Genomic DNA, 26,055 nt, shown 5'->3' on the forward strand with positions numbered 1-26,055 from the left:
GTCGGTCTCGAACCGGGATCAGGTGAGGCCCAGCTCCTCGTCGATGAAGTCGAGGACTTCGTCGGCGGAAGCGGACTCGAGCCGGTCCGCCAGCGTGGCGCCGTCCGCCTGGTCGGCAACTCCGTTGCACCGGGCCACCAGGCCCTGCAGCCGGAGCGTGAGACCGGTTTTCGTGGATTCGTCGAGGCGCAGACCGCCGAGCAGCGCCTCGACGTCTTCGATCTTGGCGTGCACCAGTGAAAGCGGGTCGTCGCCGGCCCCGAGCTCGTCGCGCAGGTACCGGGCGAGGACCAGCGGGGTCGGGTAGTCGAAGGCCAGCGTCGCGGGCAGCTTCAGCCCGGTGCTCTCCCGCAGCCGGTTGCGCAGGTCCACCGAGGTGAGCGAGTCGAAGCCGGCGTCCTTGAACGCCGTGTCCGCCCGGACCGCGTCCGGCCCCGCGTGCCCGAGCACCGCCGCGACCTGGTTGCGCACCAGTTCGACGAGCAGCGCCTCCTGCTCGGGCGCGGACAGCCCGGCCAGCCGCCGGACCAGCTGGTTGTCCGTGGTGGACGACGACTGCGCCTGCCGCCGTCCGGTCCGCACCAGCCCGCGCAGCAGGTGCGGCACCGCACCGCCGGCCCGCACCTCCCGCAGGTCGAGCTTGACCGGCACCAGCAACGCGTGCGGCGCGCCCACCGCGGCGTCGAACAGGGCCATGCCCTCCTCCGCCGTGATCGGCCGGACCCCGCCCCGGCTCATCCGCGCCTGGTCGGCGCCGCCGAGGTGCGCGGTCAGGCCGGTGGCCTGGGCCCACAGGCCCCACGCCAGCGACAGCCCGGGCAGGCCCGCCGCCCGGCGGCTCGCCATCGCCGCGTCCAGGAACGCGTTCGCCGCGGCGTAGTTGCCCTGCCCGGGCGAACCGAACACGCCGGATCCGGACGAGAACACGACGAACGCGTCGAGGTCCCGGCCGCGGGTCAGCTCGTCGAGGTGGCGCACCGCGTCCACCTTGGGCGCGAACACCTTGGCCAGCCGCTCCCGCGTCAGCGTCCCGATGACGCCGTCGTCCAGCACCCCCGCCGTGTGCACGACACTCGCCGGGCGGTGGTCCGCCAGCAGAGCGGCCACCTGGTCCCGGTCGGCCAGGTCGCAGGCGACGACGGACACGTCCGCACCCTCGCCGGTGAGGTCGGTGACGAGGTCCTTCGCCCCGTCGGCGTCCAGGCCGCGCCGGCTGGCCAGCACCAGCCGCCGCACCCCGTGGTGGGTGACCAGGTGCCGCGCCACGATTTCCCCGAGCACGCCCGCGCCGGAGACGAGTACCGTCCCTTGTGGACCGAACACGGGAGCCGCGGCGGCCTCCGCACGGGCCAGGCGCGGGACGTGGAGGGCCGTACCGCGCACGGCGACCTGCGGCTCGCCGGCGGCCAGCACCGCACCGAGCGGCACTTCGCCGTCGGTGTCCAGCAGGACGATCCGGTCCGGGTTCTCCGCCTGCGCGGAGCGGACCAGGCCCCACACCGCCGCCGCGGCCGGGTCGGTCACCGGGCGGTCCCCGGCGGGCACCGCGTCGCGCGTCACGACGACCAGCCGCTCCGCGCCGGGCTCGGTCAGCCACGCCTGGAGCACGGCCAGCACCCGGGACGTCGCCGTCAGCGGGGTGTCGCCACCGGCGACCTCCAGCACACCGGTCGTCCCGTCCGGCAGCCCGGCCACGTCGTCCGCGGTGGCCACCGGCACCCACGACGGCGCGGTTTCCTCGCGAGCCGTGGGGAGTTCGATCCAGTTCACCTGGAAGAGCGAGTCGCGATCCTCGGTGGCCGTGCTCAGCTGCGCGGTGGACACCGCCCGCAGCGTCACCGCCTCGGCCGAAATCACCGGGTTCCCGGTGCCGTCCGCCGCTTCCAGGGACACGCCCGCATCGCCCGGTGCCAGCCGGACCCGCAGCGTCGACGCCCCCGCGGCGTGCAGCACCACGCCACGCCACTCCAGGGGCTGCCGCGGGCCGTCTTCGCCGGGCAGGGCCGGGTGCAGAGCGGCGTCCAGCAGCGCCGGGTGGATGCCGAACGCGCCGGCGTCCTGCTCCTCGGGCAGCGCGACCTCGGCGAAGATCTCGTCGCCGTCCCGCCACGCCGCCCGCACGCCCTGGAACACCGGCCCGTAGCCGAATCCGCGCGCGGCCAGGTCGTCGTAGAGGTCCTCGGTGCCGATCTGCCGGGCACCCGCCGGCGGCCAGGCCGTGAAGTCGAACCCGCGGCCGGTGGCCGGCGTCGCCGACAGCACACCGGTGGCGTGCCGGGTCCACTCGTCCGTGTCGTCGTCGTGCTGGGAGTACACCTCCAGCGTCCGCGAACCGTTGTCGTCCGGGCCGCCCACCGTGACCTGCACCCGGATCGCGCCACGTTCCGGCACCACCAGCGGCGTCTCGACGACCAGCTCGTCGAGCACCGGGCACCCGGCCTCGTCGCCGGCTCGCACGGCCAGCTCGACCAGCCCGCTGCCGGGCACGACGACCACGTCGTCGAGCGTGTGCTCGGCCAGCCACGGGTGCGACGTCAGCGACCACCGCGAGCTGTGGACCAGGCCGCCGGTCTGCGGCAACCGCACCACCGCGCCCAGCCCCGCGTCGGCCGTCTCGACGTACTGCAGCCAGTAGTGCTGGTGGTCGAAGGCGTAGGTCGGCAGGTCCACTCGTGCGGGCGGCACCATCGTGGCCCAGTCCACCGCGACCCCGCGGACGAACGGCTCGGCCATCGACGTCAGCAGCCGGCGGAGGCCACCGTCGTCGCGCCGCAGCGAACCGGCGACGACCGCGTTCGTGTCGTCGATGAGCTCGGTGATCGGCTGGACCAGCACCGGGTGCGCGCTCACCTCGACGAACACGGTGTGGCCCAGGCCGATCAGCTCGGTCACGGCCGGGCCGAACCCGACCTGGTTGCGCAGGTTCCGGTACCAGTAGCCGCCGTCCACGACTCCGGCGTCGCGGATCCAGTCGCCGGTGAGTGTCGAGAAGAACGGCACCGTCGGCGCCTGCGCGTCGATCCCGGCCAGCGCCTCGGCGAGGGGCTCCTGGATGTCCTCGACGTGCCGGGTGTGCGAGGCGTAGTCCACGGCCACCCGCCGGACCCGGATTTCCTGTGCGGACAACGCTTCGAGGGCTTGGCCGAGGGCTTCGGCGTCCCCGGCGATGACCACTGACGAGGGGCTGTTGACCGCGGCCACCTCGACCCGGTCCGCCCAGGGCTGCAATCGCGTGACCGCGTCTTCTTCGCTCAGCGCGACCGAGGCCATGCCGCCGCGGCCGGCCAGCTTCGCGGCGATCGCCTGGCTGCGCAGCGCAACCACCTTCGCCGCGTCCTGCAGCGACAACGCCCCCGACACGCACGCCGCGGCGATCTCACCTTGCGAATGGCCGAGCACCACGTCGGGAACCACCCCGGCCGAGGACCACACCGCGGCCAACCCCACCATCATCGCGAAACTCGCGGGCTGCACCACATCGACCCGGTCCAGGTCACCCTCACCGCGCAGCACGTCGATCAGTGACCAGTCGACCCACGGCGCCAGCGCGGACGCGCACTCCGCGATCCGCTCGGCGAACACCGGCGACGCTTCGAGGAGCTCCCGGCCCATCCCGGCCCACTGCGAGCCCTGCCCCGGGAAGACCCACACGACCTTGCCCGGCGCACCCACCCGACCGGTGACCACAGCGGCCGTGCCTTCCCCGCGAGCCAACGCCTCCAGGCCTGTCACGGCCTCGTCTCGGGTGCCCGCCACCACGACGGCCCGGTCATCGAACCGGGAGCGGCCGGACACCAGCGCACCGGCGACGTCGGCGAGGGGTGCGTCCGACTCGCCGAGGAAGGCGGCCAGCCTCTCGGCCTGACCCGCCAGGGCGCCGCGCGCCGACACCACCAGCGGCACCACACCGGCGGACGGCGCTTCAGCCGCGGCGGGGGTCTCCTCGTCGGGTGCTTCCTCCAGGATGAGGTGCGCGTTGGTCCCGCTGATCCCGAACGAGGACACCCCGGCCCGGCGCGGGCGGCCTTCGCGCGGCCACTCCCGCGGCTCGGTCAGCAGCTCCACCGCACCGGCCGACCAGTCGACCTCGGTGCTCGGCTGGTCGACGTGCAACGTCGGGGGCAGCACGCCGTTGCGCAGCGCCTGCACCATCTTGATCACGCTGGCCACGCCCGCGGCCGCCTGCGTGTGCCCGATGTTCGACTTGATCGAGCCCAGCCACAGCGGCTTCTCCGGGTCCCGGCCCTTTCCGTACGCGGCCAGCAGGGCCTGCGCCTCGATCGGATCGCCCAGGGTCGTGCCCGTGCCGTGGCCCTCCACGGCGTCCACATCGGACGGTGACAGCCCGGCCTCGGCCAGCGCGGCGCGGATCACCCGCTGCTGCGACGGGCCGTTCGGCGCGGTCAAGCCGTTCGACGCACCGTCGGAGTTGACCGCGATGCCACGGAGCACCGCCAGCACCCGGTGCCCGCGCTCCCGGGCGACCGAAAGCCGTTCCAGCGCGACGACGCCGACGCCCTCGGCCAGCCCCATCCCGTCGGCGCTGTCCGCGAACGCCTTGCAGCGCCCGTCGGTGGCCAGCCCCCGCTGCCGGGAGAAGGACACGAAGGAACCGGGCTGCGCCATCACCATGGCGCCGCCGGCCAGCGCCATCGAACACTCGCCCCGCCGCAGCGCCTGCGCGGCGAGGTGCATCGCCACCAGCGACGACGAACACCCGGTGTCCACGGTGACCGCCGGGCCCTCGAAGCCGAGGACGTAGGACACCCGGCCGGACGCGATGCACGGTGCCGCGCCGGTGCCGACGAAGCCCTCGAGCTCCGGCGCGACCACCCCGCCGCCGGCCCCGTAGCCCATGCTCGCGACGCCGGTGAACACGCCGATGTCGCTGCCCTTCAACGACAGCGGGTCGGTGCCCGTGCGCTCGATGGCCTCCCAGGACGTCTCCAGCAGCAGCCGCTGCTGCGGGTCCATCGCGACGGCCTCCCGCGGCGAGATCCCGAAGAACCCGGCGTCGAAGAGGCCCGCGTCGTGCAGGAAACCGCCCTGGTTCGTGTACGTCGTCCCCGGGCGGTCGGGGTCCGGATCGACGAGCCCGTCCACGTCCCAGCCCCGGTCGCCGGGGAACTCGGAGACGGCGTCGATCCCGTCGGCCACCAGCCGCCACAGGTCCTCGGGCGAGGCCACGCCGCCCGGGTACCGGCACGCCATGGCGACGATGGCGATCGGCTCCCGCGCCTGCTCCTCGGCCTCGCGCAACCGCGTGCGGGCGTCGCGGGCGTCGGCGATGGCCCGCTTGAGGTAGTCGCGGAGTTGTCCCTCGTCAGCCACTGAACTCAACTCCCAGAAGTTTTCGCGTGTGCTCGCTTTTAGGGGGTCCGGGTGGCGAAGCCCCCGGCCCGGGGCGAAGCCCCGGCTGTCACAGCGGATTCAGTCGAGCGCGTCGACGAGGGCGAACAGCTCCTCGTCGCTGGCCGTGTCGAGATCGTCGGACGGGGCCGGCCGGGCCTCGGCCGCCTTCAGCAGTTCCCGCAGCCGCGCGGTGATCCGGTCGCCGTCCGGGCCCTCGGCGGCGGCGATGGCCGTCTCCAGCCCCGCGAGCCCGGCCAGCACCGCATCGGCGGGGGACGCCTCTTCGACGGCGAGTTCCTCCCGCAGGTGACGGGCCAGGACCAGCGGGTTCGGGTGGTCGAAGACCAGCGTCGCCGGCAGTTTCAGCCCGGTCGCCTCGCGCAGCCGGTTGCGCAGCTCCACCGACGTCAGCGAGTCGAACCCGGCGTCCTTGAACGCCGTGTCCGCGCGGACGCCGGAGGGGTCGGCGTGCCCGAGCACGACGGCGACCTGACCGCGGACGAGGTCCAGCAGCAGCGCTTCCTGTTCGGTCACGGTGAGCCCGGCCAGCTTGCGGACCAGGCCGCCGTCTTCGCCGGACGCTGCCCGCGCCGCCTGCCTGCCCGTCCGGACCAGGCCGCGCAGCAGGTGCGGCACCGTGCCACCGGCCGCCGCGTCGGCCCGCACCTCGCGCAGGTCGAGCTCGATCGGCACCAGCAGCGCCTGCCCGGCCGCCAGCGCGGCGTCGAACAACTCCATGCCGTCGGCGGATCCGAGCGCCCGGACGCCGCCACGGCCCTCACGCCGGCTCATCCGGGCCAGGGTGAGGTCGTCGATGGTGTCCGCCATGCCGGTGAGCTGCTCCCAGGGGCCCCAGGCCAGCGAGAGCCCGGGCAGGCCCGCCGCGCGGCGGCCGGCCATCAGCCCGTCGAGGAAGGCGTTCGCCGCCGCGTACCCGCCACTGCCCGCGCCCATGAAGATCGAGGAGGCGGACGAGTAGACGATGAAGGCGTCGAGGTCCAGGTCGCGGGTCAGCTCGTCGAGGTGCCGGACCGCATCCACCTTGGGGGCGAACACCTTGGCCAGCCGCTCACGAGTCAGCGCCCCAGTGACGCCCGCGTCGAACACCCCGGCCGTGTGGACGACCGCCGTCAGCCGGTGTTCCTTGAACAGCGCCGCCACCTGGTCCCGATCGGAGACGTCGCAGGCGACGACCGCCACCTGGGCGCCGTGCCCGGTCAGCTCGGCGACGAGGTCTTCGACGCCCTCGGCGTCGCGGCCGCGCCGGCTGGCCAGCACCAGGCTCCGCACCCCGTGCCGGGTGACCAGGTCGCGGGCCGCGAGCGCACCCAGCGTCCCGGCCCCCGAAACCAGGACCGTCCCGTCCGGGCTGAACGCGATGGGCGCCTCCGCCGGCTCGGTGACGCGGGCGAGCCGTGGCACCGAGAAGGTCGTGCCGCGCAGCGCGAGCTGCGGTTCACCGGTCGCCAGCACCGCACCCAGCGGCACCTCGCCGTCGGTGTCGAGGCCGTCGGTGTCGAGCAGGATGATCCGGTCGGGGTTCTCCGACTGGGCGGCCCGGACCAGGCCCCACACCGCGGCACCGGCCGGGTCGGTCACCGTGCCGTCGCCGGCGGGCACCGCGCCGCGGGTCACCACGACCAGCCGTGCGTCTTCGAGGTCTTCCGCGGCCAACCAGGCCTGCACGGTTTCCAGCACCCGGCCGGTCAGCTCGAGGGGTTCCTCACCAAAGGCTTCGACCACCTCCGCCCGGTTCGCCGGCCCCGGATTGTCCACAATGGGCAGTTCGGTCCAGTCCACCCGGTACAGCGAGCTGGTGCGCGCGGTGTCCAGCCGGTCGAGGGCGACCTCGCGCAGGATCAGCGAATCCATCGTCAAGACGGGGGCGCCGGTCTCGTCGGCGGCCTCGACGGTCAGCGCGTCCGGCCCGCCCGGCGCGACGCGGACCCGCAGGCCCGCGGCCCCCACGGCGTGCAGGACCAGCCCGTTCCACGAGAACGGCATCACCGGCTTCCCCGGCTCGCCCGACGCGGCCGCGGCGATCGTGCCGGTCTGCAGGGCCGCGTCGAGCAACGCGGGGTGGAGGCCGAACTTCCCGGCGGCCTCCCGCTGGTCGTCGGGCAGGGCGACGTCGGCGAACACCTCGTCGCCGCGCCGCCACACCGCCCGCACGCCCTGGAACACCGGCCCGTACGCGTATCCGCGCTCGCCGAGGTCGGCGTAGAAGCCGCCGATCTCGACGCGCTCGACGCCCGGCGGCGGCCACGCGGTGAAGTCGAAGCCGGGGCCACCACCGGGGGTCGCCGACAGCACGCCGGTCGCGTGCCGCGTCCACACCTCCTCGCGCTGGGAATAGACCTCCACCGTGCGCGAGCCGCTCTGGTCCGGGCCGCTCACCGTGACCTGGACGTTCACTCCGCCCTGGTCGGGCAGGACAAGCGGCGCCTCCGTGACGAGTTCGTCCAGCACCGGGCACCCGGCCTCGTCACCGGCCCGCAGGGCCAGCTCGACCAGTCCGGTGCCGGGGAAGAGCACCACCCCGCCGATCGTGTGGTCGGCCAGCCACGGGTGCGTCCGCACCGACAGCCGCGAGGTGAACACCAGGCCGTCCGACTGCGGCAGCGGCACGACCGCGCCCAGCAGCGGGTGCCCGGCCGCCGCCTGGCCGAGTGAGACGGCATCCGCCTGCGCGGCGGGCCGGAGCCAGAAGTGCTGGTGGTCGAAGGCATAGGTGGGGAGATCGACCCGCGCGGGCGGCAGCAGCGTGGCCCAGTTCACCGGGACGCCGCGGACGAACAGCTCGGCCATCGACGTCAGGAGCCGACGCAGGCCGCCGTCCTCGCGCCGCAGCGTGCCGGTGACGACCGCGTCGGTGAGCTCGCTGATCGGCTGCACCAGCACCGGGTGGGCGCTGACCTCGACGAACACCCCGTGTCCCTGCTCGAGCAGCTCGGCCAGGGCCGGGCCGAACCGCACCTGGTTGCGCAGGTTCCGGTACCAGTAACCGCCGTCGACGACCCCGGCCTCGGTGATCCACTCGCCGGTGACGGTCGAGTAGAACGGCACCGCGGGCGCCTGCGCGGCGATTCCGTCCAGCGCCTTGTCCAGGGTGTCGCGGAGGTCCTCGACGTGCCGGGTGTGCGAGGCGTAGTCCACCGCGACCTGGCGGACGCGGACTCCGTCGCCGGCCAGCACCTCCAGTGCCTCGTTCAGCGCCTGGGCGTCGCCCGCGATCACCACCGAGGACGGACCGTTGACCGCGGCCACCTCGACGCGGTCCGCCCACAGCGCCAGCCGGGCGACTGCCTCCTCCTCGCCCAACGCGACCGACGCCATCCCGCCGCGACCGGACAGCTCCGCCGCGATCGCCTGGCTGCGCAACGCGACCACCTTCGCCGCGTCTTCCAGCGACAACGCACCCGACACGCAGGCGGCCGCGATTTCGCCCTGGGAGTGACCCAGTACGGCGTCCGGGCGCACGCCCACGGACTCCCACACCGCGGCCAGCCCCACCATCACCGCGAAACAGGCGGGCTGCAGCACATCGACCCGGTCCAGGTCGCTCTCACCACGCAGCACGTCGAGCAGCGACCAGCCGACCCACGGCGCCAACGCGGCCGCGCACTCGGCGATCCGCTCGGCGAACACCGGCGACGCGTCGAGGAGCTCCCGGCCCATCCCGGCCCACTGCGTCCCCTGCCCCGGGAACACCCACACGACCTTGCCCGGCTGGCCCGCGCTCCCGGTCACGACGCCGGGCACGGCCGCACCGCGGGCCAGCGCGTGCCACCCGGCCCGGGCTTCCGCCGCCGAACCGGCCACCACGACGGCGCGTTCCTCGAACACCGCCCGCCCGGACGCCAGTGCACCGGCGAGCTGCGTCGGCGGTACACCCACCCCGGCCAGCCGCTCGGCCTGTCCGGCCAGGGAACCGGTGCTGCGCGCCGAGATCACCAGCGGTACGACGTCGGGGGAAGCCGGAGCCGCGGGCGCGGGCTCCTCGGGTGCTTCCTCCATGATCAGGTGCACGTTCGTCCCGCTGACGCCGAAGGAAGACACCCCGGCCCGGCGCGGCCGGTCCCCGCGCGGCCACTCCCGGCGCTCGGTCAGCAGTTCCACCGCGCCTTCGGACCAGTCCACCTGGTTGCTGGGTTCGTCCACGTGCAGCGTCGCCGGCATGACGCCGTGCCGCAGGGCCTGCACCACCTTGATCACGCTCGCCACGCCCGCGGCGGCCTGCGTGTGCCCGATGTTCGACTTCAGCGAACCGAGCCACAGCGGCTTCTCCCGCTCCTGCCCGTACGTGGCCAGCAACGCCTGGGCCTCGATCGGGTCACCCAGGGTCGTCCCGGTCCCGTGCGCCTCGACGAGGTCCACATCGGACGGTTCGATCCCGGCGTCGGCCAGCGCGGCGCGGATCACGCGTTGCTGCGAAGGGCCGTTCGGCGCGGTCAGGCCGTTGGAGGCGCCGTCCTGGTTGACCGCGCTGCCGCGCAGCACGGCCAGGACGCGATGGCCGCGCTCGCGCGCCACCGACAGCCGCTCCAGCACGACCACGCTGATGCCCTCGGCCAGCACCATGCCGTCGGCCCCCGAGGCGAACGCCTTGCACCGCCCGTCGGTGGCCAGCCCCCGCTGCCGGGAGAACACGACGAAGGAGTCGGGGCCCGACATGACCATCGCGCCGCCGGCCAGCGCCATCGAACAATCACCCCGCCGCAGCGCCTGCGCGGCGAGGTGCATCGCCACCAGCGACGACGAACACGCCGTGTCGATCGTGACCGCCGGCCCCTCGAACCCGAAGACGTAGGACACCCGGCCCGACGCCACGCTCGACGCCAGCCCGGTGCCCGCGAAGCTCTGCATCTCCGGCGCGGTCAGGCCGCCGCCGTAGCCCGACCCGCCGGAGCCGGTGAACACGCCGACGTCGGTGCCCTTCAGGGACGTCGGGTCGAGACCGACGCCTTCCAGCGCCTCCCAAGAGGTTTCCAGCAGCAACCGCTGCTGCGGATCCATGGCCAGGGCCTCGCGCGGCGAGATCCCGAAGAAGGCCGGGTCGAACAGCGCCGCGTCGTGGAGGAAGCCGCCCCGGTCGGTGTACGACGTTCCGGCGTGGTCCGGGTCCGGGTCGAACAGGTTCTCCAGGTCCCAGCCGCGGTCCTGGGGGAACCCCGACACCGCGTCGCCGCCTTCGGCCACCAGCCGCCACAGGGCATCGGGCCCGGTGACGCCACCGGGCAGCCGGCACGCCATCCCGACGACGGCGATCGGCTCGCCGGCCGCGTCGAGGAGCTGCCGGTTCCGCTTCTTCAGCGTGCCGACCTCTGCCAGCGACTTCCGCAGCGCCTCGACGACCTTTTCATACGACGCACTCACCACATGCTCCCCATCACTCGTCGCCGAAAGCCAGTTGCACGAGGTCGTCGACGCCCAGTTCGGCGATCGACCGCTCCTCGCCCGCGTCGCCGGCCGCGATCGACGCCAGGGCGTGCCGCAGCCGGTCTTCGTGCCCGTTGCCGTTCCCGTTCGCGGCGCCTTCCGGGACCAGCCGGGCGCCCAGGTAGCGGGCCACCGCCAAGGGATTCGGGTAGTCGAAGACGAGCGTGGCGGGGAGCTTGAGCCCGGTCGCCTCACGCAGCCGGTTGCGCAGTTCCACCGACGTCAGCGAGTCGAACCCGGTGTCCTTGAACGCCGTGTCCGGGCGGACCGCCTCCGGCCCGTCGTACCCGAGCACGACCGCGACCTGACCGCGCACCAGATCGACCAGCAGCGCCTCCCGCTCGGCCGCGGGCAGCCCGGCCAGCCGCCCGGCCAGCCCCCGGTCCACAGTGGACGCCGACCGGGCCTGGGTCCGGCTCGGCCGGACGAGACCGCGGAACAGGACCGGAACCGTGCCCGCCCGCATCGCCGCCAGGTCGAGCTTGATCGGCACGAGCAGGGACTCCGCCATCCGCAGCCCGAGGTCGAACAGCTCCAGGCCCTCGGCCCGGGTCAGTTCCAGGACGCCGTTGCGGCTCGCCCGCGCGTGGTCGACGTCGCTGAGGTGGGCGGCCATGCCGCTGCTGCGTTCCCACAGGCCCCACGCCAGGGACAGGCCCGCCAGGCCCGCGGCCCGGCGGCTCGCCATCGCCGCGTCCAGGAAGGCGTTCGCCGCCGCGTACGGGCCCTGGCCGCCGCCGCCCATCACGCCCGCGACGGACGAGAAGACGACGAACGCGCCGAGGTCCCGGTCCCGAGTGAGCTCGTCGAGGTGCCGGACCGCGTCGACCTTCGCTGCGTAGACGTTCGCCAGCTGGTCGGGGGTCAGCGCCTCGATCACGCCGTCTTCGAAGACGCCGGCGGTGTGCACCACTCCGGTCAGCTCGGGCAGGTCCGCGAGCAGGGCGGCCACCTGGTCGCGGTCGGAGATGTCACAGGCCACAAAGGACACGTCCGAGCCCTCGCCGGTGAGCTCGGTGATCAGCTCCTGGGCGCCGTCGGCGTCCGGTCCCTGCCTGCTCGCCAGCACCAGCCGGCGCACGCCGTGCCGGGTGACCAGGTGCCGGGCCACGAGCGTGCCCAGCGATCCGGCGCCCGAGACCAGCACCGTTCCGTCCGGGTCGAACGCGGCGGGCGCGTCCGCGATCCGGGTGGCCCGGGCCAGCCGGGGCACGAGGAACCTCGTCCCGCGGACGGCGAGCTGCGGCTCACCACTGGCGACGACCGCACCCAGGACCGGCTCCACGTCGGCGTCGGTGTCCAGCAGGACGATCCGGTCCGGGTGCTCGGCCTGCGCCGAGCGGACCAGGCCCCAGACCGCGGCCGCGGCCGGGTCGGTCAGCGTGTGGTCTCCCCCGGCGGGGACCGCACCGCGGGTCGTCACGACCAGCCGTGCCTCCTCGAACGCGGGCGCGGCCAGCCACGCCTGCACGACTTCCAGGGCCCGGGCGGTCACGGCCAAGGCGTCCGCACCCGCGGCTTCCAGGACCGCCACCGGTGGCGCGTCCGCCTTCTCCGCCAGGGCGGCCACGTCGTCGGCGGTGTCGATCCGCACCCACGGCGGCAGTTCCGCACGGGGCACGGCAGCAAGCTCGGTCCAGTCCACCCGGAACATCGCGTCGTGGCCCGCCTCGGCCGCGGCCCCCAGCTGCGCGGCCGAAACCGGCCGGGACACCAGCGAGTCCATCGTCAGGACCAGTCCGCCGGTCTCGTCGGCGGCTTCGACCGACAGCGCGTCCTGGCCACTCGGCGCGAGCCGGACCCGCAGCGCCGAAGCCCCCGCGGCGTGCAGGACCAGGCCGTTCCACGCGAACGCCAGCACCGGCTCGCCGGGTTCCTCCCCGCCGCCGACCGTCGCGGCCTGCAGGGCCGCGTCGAGCAACGCCGGGTGGACGCCGAACCGGCCCGCGTCCTTGCGCAGGTCCTCGGGCAGGGCGACCTCGGCGAAGACGTCGCCGTCGCGCCGCCACACCGCCCGCAGGCCCTGGAACGCCGGCCCGTACCCGTAACCGCGCTCGGCCAGGTCGGTGTAGAAGGTCTCGACGTCGATCCGCTCGGCACCCGGGGGCGGCCAGGCGGCGAAGTCGAACCCGGTGTCCTTGGTGAGCGCTTCCGACAGCACGCCGGAGGCGTGCCGCGTCCACGGCCCCGCGCCGCCGTCGCGCCGGGAGTACACGTCGACCGTGCGCGAGCCGGTCTCGTCCGGACCGCTCAGCGCGACCTGGACCCGGACCCCGCCCTCGGCCGGTACGACCAGCGGAGCTTCGATGATCAGCTCGTCGAGGGCGGTGCACCCGGCCTCGTCGCCGGCCCGCACAGCCAGTTCGGCCAGCCCGGAGCCGGGCAGGAGCACCACGCCGCCGACCGCGTGGTCGGCCAGCCACGGGTGCGTCCGCACCGACAGCCGCGAGGTGAACACCAGACCGTCGGACTGCGGCAGCTGGACGACCGCGCCCAGCAGCGGGTGGTCGGCCGCCTCCTGGCCCAGTGACGCCGCGTCGGTTGCGGACTCGGCGGGCCGGAGCCAGTAGTGCCGGTGGTCGAAGGCGTACTTCGGCAGATCGACCCGGGCCGTCCGCGGCAGGATCGCGGTCCAGTCGAGCGCGACGCCCCGCACGAACAGCTCGGCCATGGAGGTGAGCAGCCGGCGCAGGCCGCCGTCCTCCCGCCGCAGCGTTCCGGTCACCACCGCGTCGTCGCTTATTTCACTGAGCGGCTGGACCAGCACCGGATGGGCGCTGACCTCGACGAACACGCCGTGGCCTTGGCGAACGAGCTCCGCCACCGCCGGACCGAACCCGACCTGGTTGCGCAGGTTCCGGTACCAGTAGCCGCCGTCCACGACGCCGGCGTCCGAAATCCAGTCACCGGTGACGGTCGAGTAGAACGGCACCGCCGGGGCCTGGGCGTCGATTCCCGCCAAGGTCTCGGCCAGCAGGTCCTGGATGTCCTCGACCTGGTTGGTGTGCGAGCCGTAGTCCACGGCCACCCGCCGGACGCGGACTTCCCGGCCGGACAACGCTTCGACGACCTCGTCGAGGGCCCGGGCTTCCCCGGCGATCACCACGGAGGTGGGGCTGTTGACCGCGGCCACCTGGACCCGGTCGGCCCACGGCGCCAGCCACGCGGTCGCGTCTTCTTCGCTCAACGCGACCGAGGCCATGCCACCACGTCCGGCCAGCCGGGTGGCGATCGCCTGGCTGCGCAACGCGACCACCTTCGCCGCGTCCTGCAGCGACAACGCACCCGACACGCACGCGGCGGCGATCTCGCCCTGCGAGTGCCCGACCACAGCATCCGGCCGCACCCCCACGGACTGCCACACCGCGGCGAGGCCGACCATCACCGCGAAGCTCGCGGGCTGCACGACATCGACGCGATCCAGCAGATCGGACTCCCCGCGCAGCACATCGAGCAGCGGCCAATCGATCCACGGCTCCAGCGCGGCCGCGCACTCGGCGACCCGCTCGGCGAACACCGGTGAGGAATCCAAGAGCTCCCGGCCCATGCCCACCCACTGCGAGCCCTGGCCCGGGAACACCCACACGACCTTGCCCGGCGAACCCGCCCGGCCGGTGACCACCGCGGCCGTGTCCTCCCCGCGGGCCAACGCTTCCAGGCCCGCAATGGCTTCTTCGCGGGAGTCCACGACCACGACCGCGCGTTCGGTCAGCGCGGCCCGGTTCGTCACCAGCGCACCGGCCACACCGGCCAGGGGCGCGTCACCCGCCACGAATCCGGCGAGGCGACCGGCCTGACCGGCCAGGGACGTCCGGCTCCGCGCGGAAACCACGACCGGCACCACCGGAACCTCCGGCGTGGGCACCGGCTCTTCGGCGGGCGCCTCCTCCAGGATCAGGTGCGCGTTCGTGCCGCTGACGCCGAACGCGGACACCCCGGCCCGGCGCGGACGACCGTTGCGCGGCCACGCACGCGCTTCCGTCAGCAGCTCCACCGCACCGGCGGACCAGTCGACCTCGGGGGTCGGCGCGTCCACGTGCAGCGTCGGGGGCAGCACCTCGTGCCGCAACGCCTGCACCATCTTGATCACACCCGCGACGCCGGCGGCCGCTTGGGCGTGGCCGATGTTCGACTTCAGCGAACCCAGCCACAACGGCTGCTCCGGGTCACGGTTCTTGCCGTACGTGGCCAGCAGGGCCTGCGCCTCGATGGGGTCACCCAGCGTGGTCCCGGTGCCGTGCGCCTCGACGACGTCCACATCGGACGGAGCCAGGCCGGCGTTGCCCAGCGCCCGGCGGATCACCCGCTGCTGCGAGGGACCGTTCGGGGCGGTCAGGCCGTTCGACGCGCCGTCCTGGTTGACCGCGCTGCCGCGCAGCACGGCCAGGATCCGGTGGCCGCGCTCCTGCGCCACCGAAAGCCGTTCGAGGACGACCACGCCGACGCCCTCGGCCCAGCCGGTGCCGTCGGCCGCGGCGGCGAACGCCTTGCAGCGCCCGTCGACGGCGAGGCCCCGCTGCCGGGAGAACTCCACGAACGCGCCGGGGTTCGCCATCACGGTCGCGCCGCCGGCCAGCGCCATCGAGCACTCGCCCTGCCGCAGCGACTGCGCGGCGAGGTGCATCGCGACCAGCGAGGACGAGCACGCCGAGTCGATCGTCACCGCCGGGCCTTCGAACCCGAACACGTAGGACACCCGGCCGGACGCCACGCTCGACGATCCGCCCGTGCCCGCGAAGCCCTCCAGCTCCGGGGTGACGACGCTGTCCCCGGGAGCGACGTAGCCCTGGCCGAACATGCCGGTGAACACCCCGACGTCCTGGCCCTGCAACGAGAGCGGGTCGACGCCGGCGTCTTCCATCGCCTCCCACGAGGACTCCAGCAACAGCCGCTGCTGGGGGTCCATGGCGACGGCTTCACGCGGCGAGATGCCGAAGAAGCCCGCGTCGAAGAGCCCGGCCTCGTGCAGGAACCCGCCGTGCCGGGTGTAGGTCTTGCCCGGGCGGGCCGGGTCGGGGTCGTACAGGCCGTCGGTGTCCCAGCCGCGGTCGGTGGGGAAGCCCGACACCGCGTCCCGGCCCTCGGCCACCAGCCGCCACAGGTCCTCGGGGCCCGCGACACCGCCCGGCAGGCGGCACGCCATGCCGACGATGGCGATCGGCTCGTCGGCCGCGCCGCCCGCGACCGACGGCCGCACGTCCACCGGGGCCACGCCACCGAGTTCGGCACGCAGGTGCCGGGCCAGTACCTGGGGGTTCGGGTAGTCGAAGACCAGCGTCGCGGGCAGCTTCAGCCCGGTGGCGGCCCGCATCCGGTTGCGCAGCTCGACCGCGGTCAGCGAGTCGAAGCCGGCGTCCTTGAACGCCGTGTCCACGCGGACGGCACCCGCGTCGGCGTGCCCGAGCACGGCCGCGACCTGGGCCCGGACCAGGTCCAGGAGCAGGGTCAGCTGGTCCGCCGGGGTGAGCCCGGCCAGCTGTCCGGTCAGTCCGCTGTCCACAGTGGACGCCGAGCGGGCCTGCTGACGGCCCGCGCGGACCAGGCCACGCAGCATGTGCGGCACCGCACCGCCCGCGGCGGCGTCGGCGCGCACCCCGCGCAGGTCCAGCTGGGCGGGCACCAGCAGCGACTCGTCCGAAGCCAGAGCGGCGTCGAACAGGTCCATGCCCTCGTCCTGCGTCATGATCTGCAGGCCACCGCGCCGGCTCATCCGGGCGCGGGTGGCCTCGTCGGTGTTGGCCGCCATGCCGGTGCTCTGGTCCCACAGGCCCCACGCCAGCGACAGGCCCGGCAGGCCCGCCGCCCGGCGCTGGGCCATCAGCCCGTCCAGGAAGGCGTTCGCGGCCGCGTAGCTGCCGCTGCCGGCGCCCATGAACACGGCCGAGACCGAGGAGTAGACGACGAAGGCGTCGAGGTCCCGTTCGCGGGTCAGCTCGTCGAGGTGGCGCACCGCGTCGACCTTCGGGGCGAACACCCTGGCCAGCCGCTCCCGGTTCAGCGTCTCGATGACGCCCGCGTCGAGGACACCGGCGGTGTGCACCACGGCGGTGGGCTGGTGCTCGTCGAGCAGAGCCGCCACCTGAGCGCGATCGGAGACGTCACAAGCCACCACGGACACGTCCGCGGCCAGCTCGGCGACCAGGTCCGCCACGCCGTCGGCGTCTCGGCCTCGGCGGCTGGCCAGCACCAGCTTCCGCACACCGTGGCGTTCGACCAGACGCCGGGCCACCAAGCCACCGAGCGCGCCCGCGCCCGAGATCAGCACCGTCCCGTCCGGGCGGAACACGGCGGGGGTGTCCCCGGTCTGCTCCGCGCGGGCGATGCGGGGCACGAAGAACTTCCCGCGGCGTACGGCAACCTGCGGCTCGCCGGCGGCCAGGACCGCACCGAGCGGCACTTCACCGTCGGTGTCGAGCAGGACGATCCGGTCCGGGTTTTCCGCCTGCGCGGCGCGGACCAGGCCCCACACCGCGGCACCGGCCGGGTCGGTCACCGCGCCGTCGCCGGCGGGCACCGCGCCCCGGGTCACCACGACCAGGCGGGCCTCGTCGGCTGCGTCGGCGAGCCAGGCCTGCACGGCTTCCAGGACCCGGGCCGTCAGCTCCAGGGGTTCCTCGCCGAAGGCTTCGACCACCTCGACCTGGTCCGGCACCGCACCGTCCGCAACGGACAGTTCGGTCCAGTCGACGCGGTAGAGCGATCCGGCGCGGGTCGGCCCGGCCGACAGCTCGCGGGCCACCACCGCATCCGCCGTGACGACCAGGCCACCGGTTTCGTCGGCCGCCTGGAGGGCAACACCGGACTCGCCGGGCACGAGCCGCACCCGCAGCGCCGAAGCACCCGAGGCGTGCAGGACCAGGCCGTGCCAGTCCGCCGGTCGCTCCTCGTCCGCCAGCGCCGGGGTCAGGGCCGCGTCCAGCAACGCGGGGTGGATGCCGAACGCGCCGGCGTCCAGCTCCTCCGGCAGGGCGACCTCGGCGAAGATCTCGGTGTTCTCGCCACTGCCGCGCCGCCAGAAGCCGCCGGCCTGCTTCGCACCGGCGGGGGGCCAGGCGGTGAAGTCGAACGGCTCGCGCGCCGGAGCGGTGGCCGACAGGTGTCCGGTGGCGTTCCGGGTCCAGTCCTCTTCGCCTTCGCGCTGCGAATACACCTCGACCTTGCGCTCGCCGGGGCCGCTCAGCGTGACCTGCACCCGCAAGCCACCGCTGTCCGGCAGGACGAGCGGAGACTCGACAGTCAGGTCGGCGAGGACCGGGCACCCGACCTCGTCGCCGGCCCGCACGGCCAGCTCCACCAGGGCGGCACTCGGGACACCCTCGGCCAGCCACGGGTGCGACCGCACCGACAGGCGCGAGGTGAAGACCAGGCCGTCCGACTGCGGCAGCGGCAGGACCGCGCCGAGCAGCGGGTGGTCGGCGCCGGAGAGCCCCAACGACGGCGCGTCCGCCGCTGCGGGCGGGTTGAGCCAGAAGTGCTGGTGGTCGAAGGCGTACGTCGGCAGGTCGAAGCGCGCGGGCGGCACCATCGTGGCCCAGTCGACCGGGACGCCCCGGACGAACAGCTCGGCCATCGAGGTCAGCAGCCGCCGCGGGCCGCCGTCCTGCCGCCGCAGCGTTCCGGTGACCACGGCGTCGACCTCGGTGTCGTCGGTGTTGTCGACGACGTCGGTGATCGGCTGGACCAGCACCGGGTGGGCGCTGACCTCGACGAACACCCCGTGTCCCTGGGTGAGCAGCTCGGCCACGGCCGGGCCGAAACCGACCTGGTTGCGCAGGTTCCGGTACCAGTAGCCGCCGTCGACGACGCCGCCTTCGGTGATCCATTCGCCGGTGACGGTCGAGTAGAAGGGAACGACCGGGGCCTGCGCCGTGATCCCGGCCAGGGCCTCGGCGAGGGTGTCGCGGATGTCTTCGACGTGCCGGGTGTGGGACGCGTAGTCCACCGCCACCCGCCGTCCGGACAGAGCTTCGACGGCCTCGGTCAGCGCTTCGGCGTCCCCGGCGATCACCACCGAGGAAGGGCCGTTGACCGCGGCGACCTCGACCCGGCCGTCCCACGGCGCGAGCCGCGCGACCGCCTCGTCGTGGCTCAGCTGGACCGAGGCCATGCCGCCGCGACCGGACAGGCCCGCCGCGATCGCCTGGCTGCGCAACGCGACCACCTTCGCCGCGTCCTCGAGGGACAGTGCACCCGCCACGCAGGCCGCGGCGATCTCACCCTGGGAGTGACCCAGCACCGCGTCGGGCACGACCCCGACCGAGGCCCAGACGGCCGCGAGACCGACCATGACGGCGAAGCTGGCGGGCTGGAGCACGTCGACGCGTTCGATCAGCGCCGGATCGCTCTCGCCCCGCAGGACGTCCACCAGGGACCAGCCGATCCACGGCTGCAGCGCGGCCGCGCACTCGGCGATCCGCTCGGCGAACACCGGCGACGCGTCGAGGAGCTCCCGGCCCATGCCGGCCCACTGCGTCCCCTGGCCGGGGAACACCCAGACGACCTTGCCGGGCAGGCCCGCGCTGCCGGTCACCAGACCGGTCGCGCTCTCGCCGCGGGCCAGGGCGCCGAGCCCGGCGCGGGCTTCCTCGGCCGAGCCCGCCACGACGACGGCCCGGTCGGTCAGCAACGCGCGGGTCGACAACAGCGCACCCGCCACGCGGGCCAGCGGAACGTCACCTTCGAGGAACGCCGCCAGCCGGCCGGCCTGCCCCGCCAGGGAACCGGCGCTGCGCGCGGACACCACCACGGGCACCACGCCGTCCGGCAAGTCCGCCTCGGGGGCGTCCTCGGCCGGGGCTTCTTCGAGGATCAGGTGCGCGTTGGTGCCGCTGATGCCGAACGACGAAACACCGGCGCGGCGGGGATGACCGTTGCGGGCCCACTCCCGCGCCTCGGTCAGCAGCTCGACCGCCCCCGCGGACCAGTCCACCTGCTTGGTGGGCTCCTGCACGTGGAGGGTCGGTGGCAGGGCGTCGTGCCGCAGCGCCTGGACCATCTTGATGACGGCCGCGACCCCCGCGGCCGCCTGGGTGTGGCCGACGTTCGACTTCAGCGAACCGAGCCACAGCGGCTTCTCCGGGTCGCGGCCCTTCCCGTAGGTGGCCAGCAACGCCTGGGCCTCGATGGGGTCGCCCAGCGCCGTCCCGGTGCCGTGCGCCTCCACGACGTCCACTTCGGACGGTTGCAGCCCGGCCGTGGCCAGTGCGCTGCGGATCACCCGCTGCTGCGACGGGCCGTTCGGCGCGGTCAGTCCGTTCGACGCGCCGTCCTGGTTCACCGCGCTGCCGCGGAGCACGGCGAGGACCTGGTGCCCGCGTTCCCGTGCGACCGAAAGCCGTTCGAGGACCACGATGCCGACGCCCTCGGACAGCACGGTGCCGTCCGCGCCGTCCGCGAACGCCTTGACCCGGCCGTCCTCGGCCATGCCGCGCTGGCGCGACATGCCGATGACGCCGATCGGCGAACCCATCACGGCGACGCCGCCGGCCAGCGCCATCGAGCACTCGCCCTGCCGCAGTGCTTGCGCCGCGAGGTGAATGGCCACCAGCGACGACGAACACGCCGTGTCGACCGTGACCGCCGGCCCCTCGAACCCGAACGTGTACGAGACGCGCCCCGAGGCGACACTGCCCGCGGTCGCCGTGGTGACGAAGCCTTCGAGTTCCGCGGGCATGTTGCTCAGGGACTCGAGGTAGTCGTGGATGGAGACGCCGGAGAAGACACCGACGGCGTCGCCGCGGGTCTTGGTCGGGTCGATGCCCGCCCGCTCCAGCGCTTCCCAGGACGCTTCCAGCAGCAGCCGCTGCTGCGGGTCCATCGCGAGCGCTTCACGCGGCGAGATCCCGAAGAAGCCCGGGTCGAACAGCGCGGCCTCGTGCAGGAACCCGCCCTGCCGGATGTACGCCGTGCCCGGACGCTCCGGGTCCGAGTCGAACAGACCTTCCAGGTCCCAGCCGCGGTCTTCGGGGAAGGCCGACATCCCGTCACGGCCCTCGGCGACCATCCGCCACAGGTCCTCGGGCCCCATCACCCCGCCCGGCAGCCGGCACGCCATCCCGACGATGGCGATCGGCTCGCCCGCGTCCACGGCGGTCGCCACCGGTGCGGCGGGTGCGCCCGACACCGTCTCGCCCAGTTCCTCGCGCAGGTGCCGGGCAAGCGCCACCGGCGTCGGGTAGTCGAAGACCAGCGTGGCGGGCAGCTTGACGCCGGTCGCCGCGCTCAGCCGGTTCCGCAGCTCGACGGCGGTCAATGAGTCGAAGCCGATGTCGCTGAACCCGCGGGTGCCCTGCGCCAGCTCGGGGGCGCTGAAGCCGAGCACCGCGGCCGCTTCGGCCTGGATGATGCCGAGCAGGACGCCGTCCTGGTCTTCCGTGGACAGGCCGGCGAGCTTCTGGACCAGGCCGCCGCCACTCGCGGCGGCCGTGCGCGCCACGCGACGGCTTGCGCGGACCAGGCCGCGCAGCAGGTGCGGGACCTCGCCGCCGGCCGTGGCCTGGCTGCGCAGCGTGCGCAGGTCGAGCTTGATGGGCACCAGCAGCGCCTGCTCGGCGGTCAGGCCGATGTCGAAGATGTCCAGTGCGTCGGCGGGCGTCATGGCCAGCACGCCGCCGCGGCTCATCCGCGCTTGGTCGGTGGCGCTGAGGTGGGCGGTCAGGCCGTCGGCCTGCTCCCACAGGCCCCACGCCAGTGACACGCCCGGCCGGCCCGCCGCGCGGCGCCCGGCCATCAAGCCGTCGAGGAAGGCGTTCGCCGCCGCGTAGTTGCCCTGGCCGGCCGAGCCCATGAGCGCGGCCGCGGACGAGAACACGACGAAGGCGTCGAGGTCGAGGTCGCGCGTGAGCTCGTCGAGGTGGCGGACCGCGTCGACCTTCGGGGCGAACACCCCGGCCAGCCGCTCCCGCGTCAGCGCCCCGATCACGCCGTCGTCCAGCAGGCCCGCCAGGTGCACGACACCGGTCGGGCGGTGCTCGGCCAGCAGCGCGGCCACCTGGTCGCGGTCCGAGACGTCGCAGGCCACCACGGACACCGTCGCGCCCAGCCCGGTCAGCTCCGTGACGAGGTCTTCGGCGGCCACCCCCCGACGACTCGCGAGCACCAGCCGCCGGACCCCGTGCCGGGTCACCAGGTGCCGGGCCACCAAGCCACCCAGCGACCCGGTACCCCCGGTGAGCAGGACCGTCCCTTCCGGACTGAACACCGCGGGCGCAGCCGGCACGTCGCCGGTGGCGCGAGCCAGCCGTGGGACGGAAAAGACGTTGCCGCGCACCGCAATCTGCGGCTCACCGCTGGCCAGCACGGCACCCAGCGGCACGTCACCGTCGGTGTCGACGAGGATGATCCGGCCCGGGTTCTCCGCCTGGGCGGCCCGCACCAGACCCCACACCGCGGCACCGGCAGGATCGGTCACCTCGCGCACGGCGCCGCGGGTCACGACGACCAGCCGGGCTTCGTCCGCCGCGTTGCCGAGCCACGCCTGGATGGCCTCCAGCACGCGGGTGGTCAGTTCCAGGGGTGCCTCTTCACCGAAGGCTTCGAGCACGTCGGCCTGATCGGCGGGCGTGCCCTCGGGCCGCGGCACCTCGATCCAGTCCACCTGGAACAGGGAGTCGCGCTCTTCGCCCGCCGCCGTCTCGAGCTGTTCGGCGGAGACCTCGCGGGACACCAGGGAATCCATGGTGACCACCAGGCCGCCGGTCTCGTCGGCGGCCTGGAACGTCAGCGCGTCCGGACCGCCCGGCGCGACCCGCACGCGCAGCGCCGAGGCACCGACGGCGTGCAGGACCAGGCCGTTCCACGCGAACGGCAGCACACTGCGGTCGTCGCCGGGGTTGGCGAAGGCGTTGGTGTGGAGGGCGGCGTCCAGCAACGCCGGGTGGAGGCCGAACTTCCCGGCGTCCTCGCGGTGGTCGTCGGGCAGCGCGACCTCGGCGAAGACTTCTTCACCGCGCCGCCAAACCGCCCGCATGCCCTGGAACGCGCCGCTGTAGGCGTATCCACGCTCGGTCAGGTCGGCGTAGAAGTTCTCGACGTCGATCGGCTGTGCCCCGGCGGGCGGCCAGGCCGCGAAGTCGAAGGAGCGGCCCGGTTCCCGGGACGTCGACGCCCCGAGGAGACCGGTGGCGTGCCGCGTCCACTCGTCGGCGTCCTCCCGCAGGGAGAAGACGTCCACCGCACGCGAGCCGGTTTCGTTCGGCCCGCTGACCGCGACCTGCACGCGGACCCCGCCGCGCTCGGCCAGCACCAGCGGTGCCTCGATCACGAGCTCTTCGAGCACGCCGAAGCCGAGCTCGTCGCCGGCGCGCAGCGCGAGATCGACGTACACGGTGCCGGGGATGAGCACGACACCACCGATCGCGTGCCCGGCCAGCCAGGGGTGCGACCGCAGCGACAGCCGCGAGGTGAAGACCAGCCCGTCGGACTGCGGCAGCGGCACGACCGCGCCCAGCAGCGGGTGGTCGGCCCCGGCGAGGCCCAGCGACACCGCGTCGGTCGCCGACTCGCCCATCCGGAGCCAGTAGTGCTGGTGGTCGAAGGCGTACGTCGGCAGCTCGACCCGGCCGGCCGGGGGCAGCACGCCGGACCAGTCCACGGTCACGCCGCGCACGAACAGCTCGGCCACCGAGGCCAGCAGGCGCCGGAGACCGCCGTCCTCGCGCCGCAGCGACCCCGTCACCACGGCTTCGGTGCCGTCGACGAGCTCGTTGATCGGCTGGACCAGCACGGGGTGCGCGCTGACCTCCACGAACACCCGGTGGCCTTGGCCGACCAGGTCGGCCACCGCCGGGCCGAACCGCACCTGCCGGCGCAGGTTCCGGTACCAGTAGCCGCCGTCCAGCACCCCGGCGTCGGTCACCCAGCCACCGGTCACGGTCGAGTAGAACGGCACCTCCGGAGCCTGCGCGCGGATCCCGGCCAGCATCTCGGCCAGTGCGTCGCGGGCGGCTTCGACGTGCCGGGTGTGGGACGCGTAGTCCACCGCGACCCGCCGGATCCGGACGCCCTGGTCGTCGAGCGCGTCGAGGGCTTCGTCCAGCGCCTCGGCGTCCCCGGCGATCACCACCGACGAAGGCCCGTTGACGGCGGCGACTTCCACGCGGCCCGCCCACGGCTCGATCCGCGCGGTCGCGTCTTCTTCGCTCAACGCGACCGACGCCATGCCCCCGCGACCGGCCAGCGAGGCGGCGATGGCCTGGCTGCGCAACGCAACGACCTTCGCCGCGTCGTCGAGCGACAACGCACCCGACACGCACGCGGCCGCGATTTCGCCCTGCGAGTGCCCCACCACCGCTTCGGGCTCGACCCCGAGCGAAGCCCACACCGCGGCGAGCCCGACCATCACGGCGAAACTCGCCGGCTGCACCACGTCGACCCGGTCCAGCAGGCCGGTCTCGCCACGCAGCACGTCGGTCAGCGACCAGTCGACCCATCGCCCGAGCGCGGTCTCGCACTCGGCGATCCGCGCGGCGAACACCGGGGACGCGTCGAGCAGCTCCCGGCCCATCCCGGCCCACTGCGTGCCCTGGCCGGGGAAGACCCACACGACCTTGCCCGGGGCGCCCGCACCGGCGCGGCCGGCGAGCAGGCCGGGCGCGCTCTCGCCGCGGGCCAGCGCCTGCAGCCCGGTCACGGCCTCTTCGTTCGAACCGGCCACCACGACGGCGCGTTCGCCCAGCGCCGCACGGCCGGACACCAGCGTCCCGGCCACGTCCGCCAGGGAGAACTCGCCGTCGACGAAGTCCGCCAGGCGACCGGCCTGGGCCGCCAGCGAAGCGGCCGTCGCCGCCGACACCACCAGCGGCACCACGTCCACGGACGCGGGCGCTTCGGCCACCGGCTCTTCGGCGGGTGCTTCCTCCAGAATCATGTGCGCGTTGGTGCCGCTGGCGCCGAACGACGAGATCCCGCCCCGGCGCGGGTGGCCGTTGCGCGGCCACTCCCGGCCCTCGGTCAGCAGCTCGATGGCGCCCGCCGTCCAGTCCACCTGTGGCGTGGGCGCGTCCACGTGCTGGGTCGCCGGCAGCTGCCCGTGCCGCAGCGACTGGACCATCTTGATCACGCCGGCCACGCCGGACGCCGCCTGCGTGTGCCCGACGACGGACTTGACCGAACCGAGCCACAGCGGCTGCTGCGGGTCCCGGCCCTGCCCGTAGGTGGCCAGCAGCGCCTGGACCTCGATCGGGTCGCCGAGCACCGTGCCGGTGCCGTGCCCCTCCACGGTGTCCACATCGGACGGCGACAGCCCGGCACTCGCCAGCGCCTTGCGGATGACCCGCTGCTGCGCCGGGCCGTTCGGCGCGGTCAGGCCGTTCGACGCGCCGTCCTGGTTCACCGCGCTGCCGCGGATGACCGCCAGCACCTGGTGCCCGCGTTCGCGCGCCACCGACAACCGCTCCAGCAGCAGCACACCGACGCCCTCGGCCCAGCCGGAACCGTCGGCGGCCGCGGCGTAGGACTTGCAGCGCCCGTCGAAGGCCAGTGCCCGCTGACGCGCGAAGCCGACGAACCCGCCCGGCGTCGCCATCACGGTCGAGCCGCCCGCGAGCGCCATCGAGCACTCACCGCGGCGAAGTGCTTGCGCGGCCAGGTGAATCGCCACGAGCGAGGACGAGCACATGGTGTCGACGGTCACCGCCGGGCCCTCGAGCCCGAGCGTGTAGGCGACCCGGCCGGAGGCGACGCCGCCCGCGGTGCCCAGGGCCCGCTCCAGGCTCATGAAGCCCTCGAACCCGCTGAGGTCCGGGGCGTAGTCCTGGTGCACGACCCCGGCGTACACGCCGATGTCGCTGCCCCGCACCGAATGCGGGTCGATGCCGGCCCGCTCGAGCGTTTCCCAGGACACCTCCAGGAGCTGCCGCTGCTGCGGGTCCATGGCCAGGGCCTCCCGCGGCGAGATGCCGAAGAACCCGGCGTCGAACTGCGCCGCGTCGTGCAGGAAGGCACCCTCCCGCACGTACGTCGTCCCGGGGTTGTCCGGGTCCGGGTGGTAAAGGCCTTCGACGTCCCAGCCGCGGTCGGTGGGGAAGCCGGTGTAGACGTCGGCGCCTTCCGACACCACCCGCCAGAAGTCCTCCGGGCCGCGGATCCCGCCCGCGTAGCGGCAGGCCATGGAGACGATCGCGATGGGCTCCGTGGCGGCCGCGGCGAGCGCGCTGTTCTCCTGCTGGAGCCGGACGTTCTCCTTCAGCGAAGCGCGCAGTGCGTCAACGATCTGCTCGTTCGGCGCCGACATATCCATCCTCCACGATTCGTTCGCCATCGGCG

Annotated in this window: 3 protein-coding genes; all 3 read right to left on the reverse strand. The window is 74.1% G+C overall.

Annotated elements, in window-relative coordinates:
* Positions 1-18: 18 nt before the first annotated feature.
* The gene (locus AB0M80_RS02850) at positions 19-5,331 is read right to left on the reverse strand and encodes a beta-ketoacyl synthase N-terminal-like domain-containing protein (protein WP_364558567.1); all 5,313 of its coding nucleotides are present in this window, start codon (positions 5,329-5,331) and stop codon (positions 19-21) included.
* Positions 5,332-5,430: 99 nt separating this feature from the next.
* Positions 5,431-10,731: a type I polyketide synthase gene (locus AB0M80_RS02855; RefSeq protein WP_364557876.1), complete on the reverse strand. Its 5,301-nt coding sequence runs from the start codon at positions 10,729-10,731 to the stop codon at positions 5,431-5,433.
* A gap of 10 nt (positions 10,732-10,741) precedes the next feature.
* Positions 10,742-26,023: a type I polyketide synthase gene (locus AB0M80_RS02860; RefSeq protein WP_364557879.1), complete on the reverse strand. Its 15,282-nt coding sequence runs from the start codon at positions 26,021-26,023 to the stop codon at positions 10,742-10,744.
* Between the last annotated feature and the right edge of the window lie 32 nt (positions 26,024-26,055).

The organism is Amycolatopsis sp. NPDC051045, from assembly GCF_040682955.1.
GTDB lineage: Bacteria > Actinomycetota > Actinomycetes > Mycobacteriales > Pseudonocardiaceae > Amycolatopsis.

Coding starts and splice junctions, on each gene's coding strand:
- AB0M80_RS02860 (WP_364557879.1), bottom strand. CDS start 26,023: ATGTCGGCGCCGAACGAGCAGATCGTTGACGCACTGCGCGCTTCGCTG.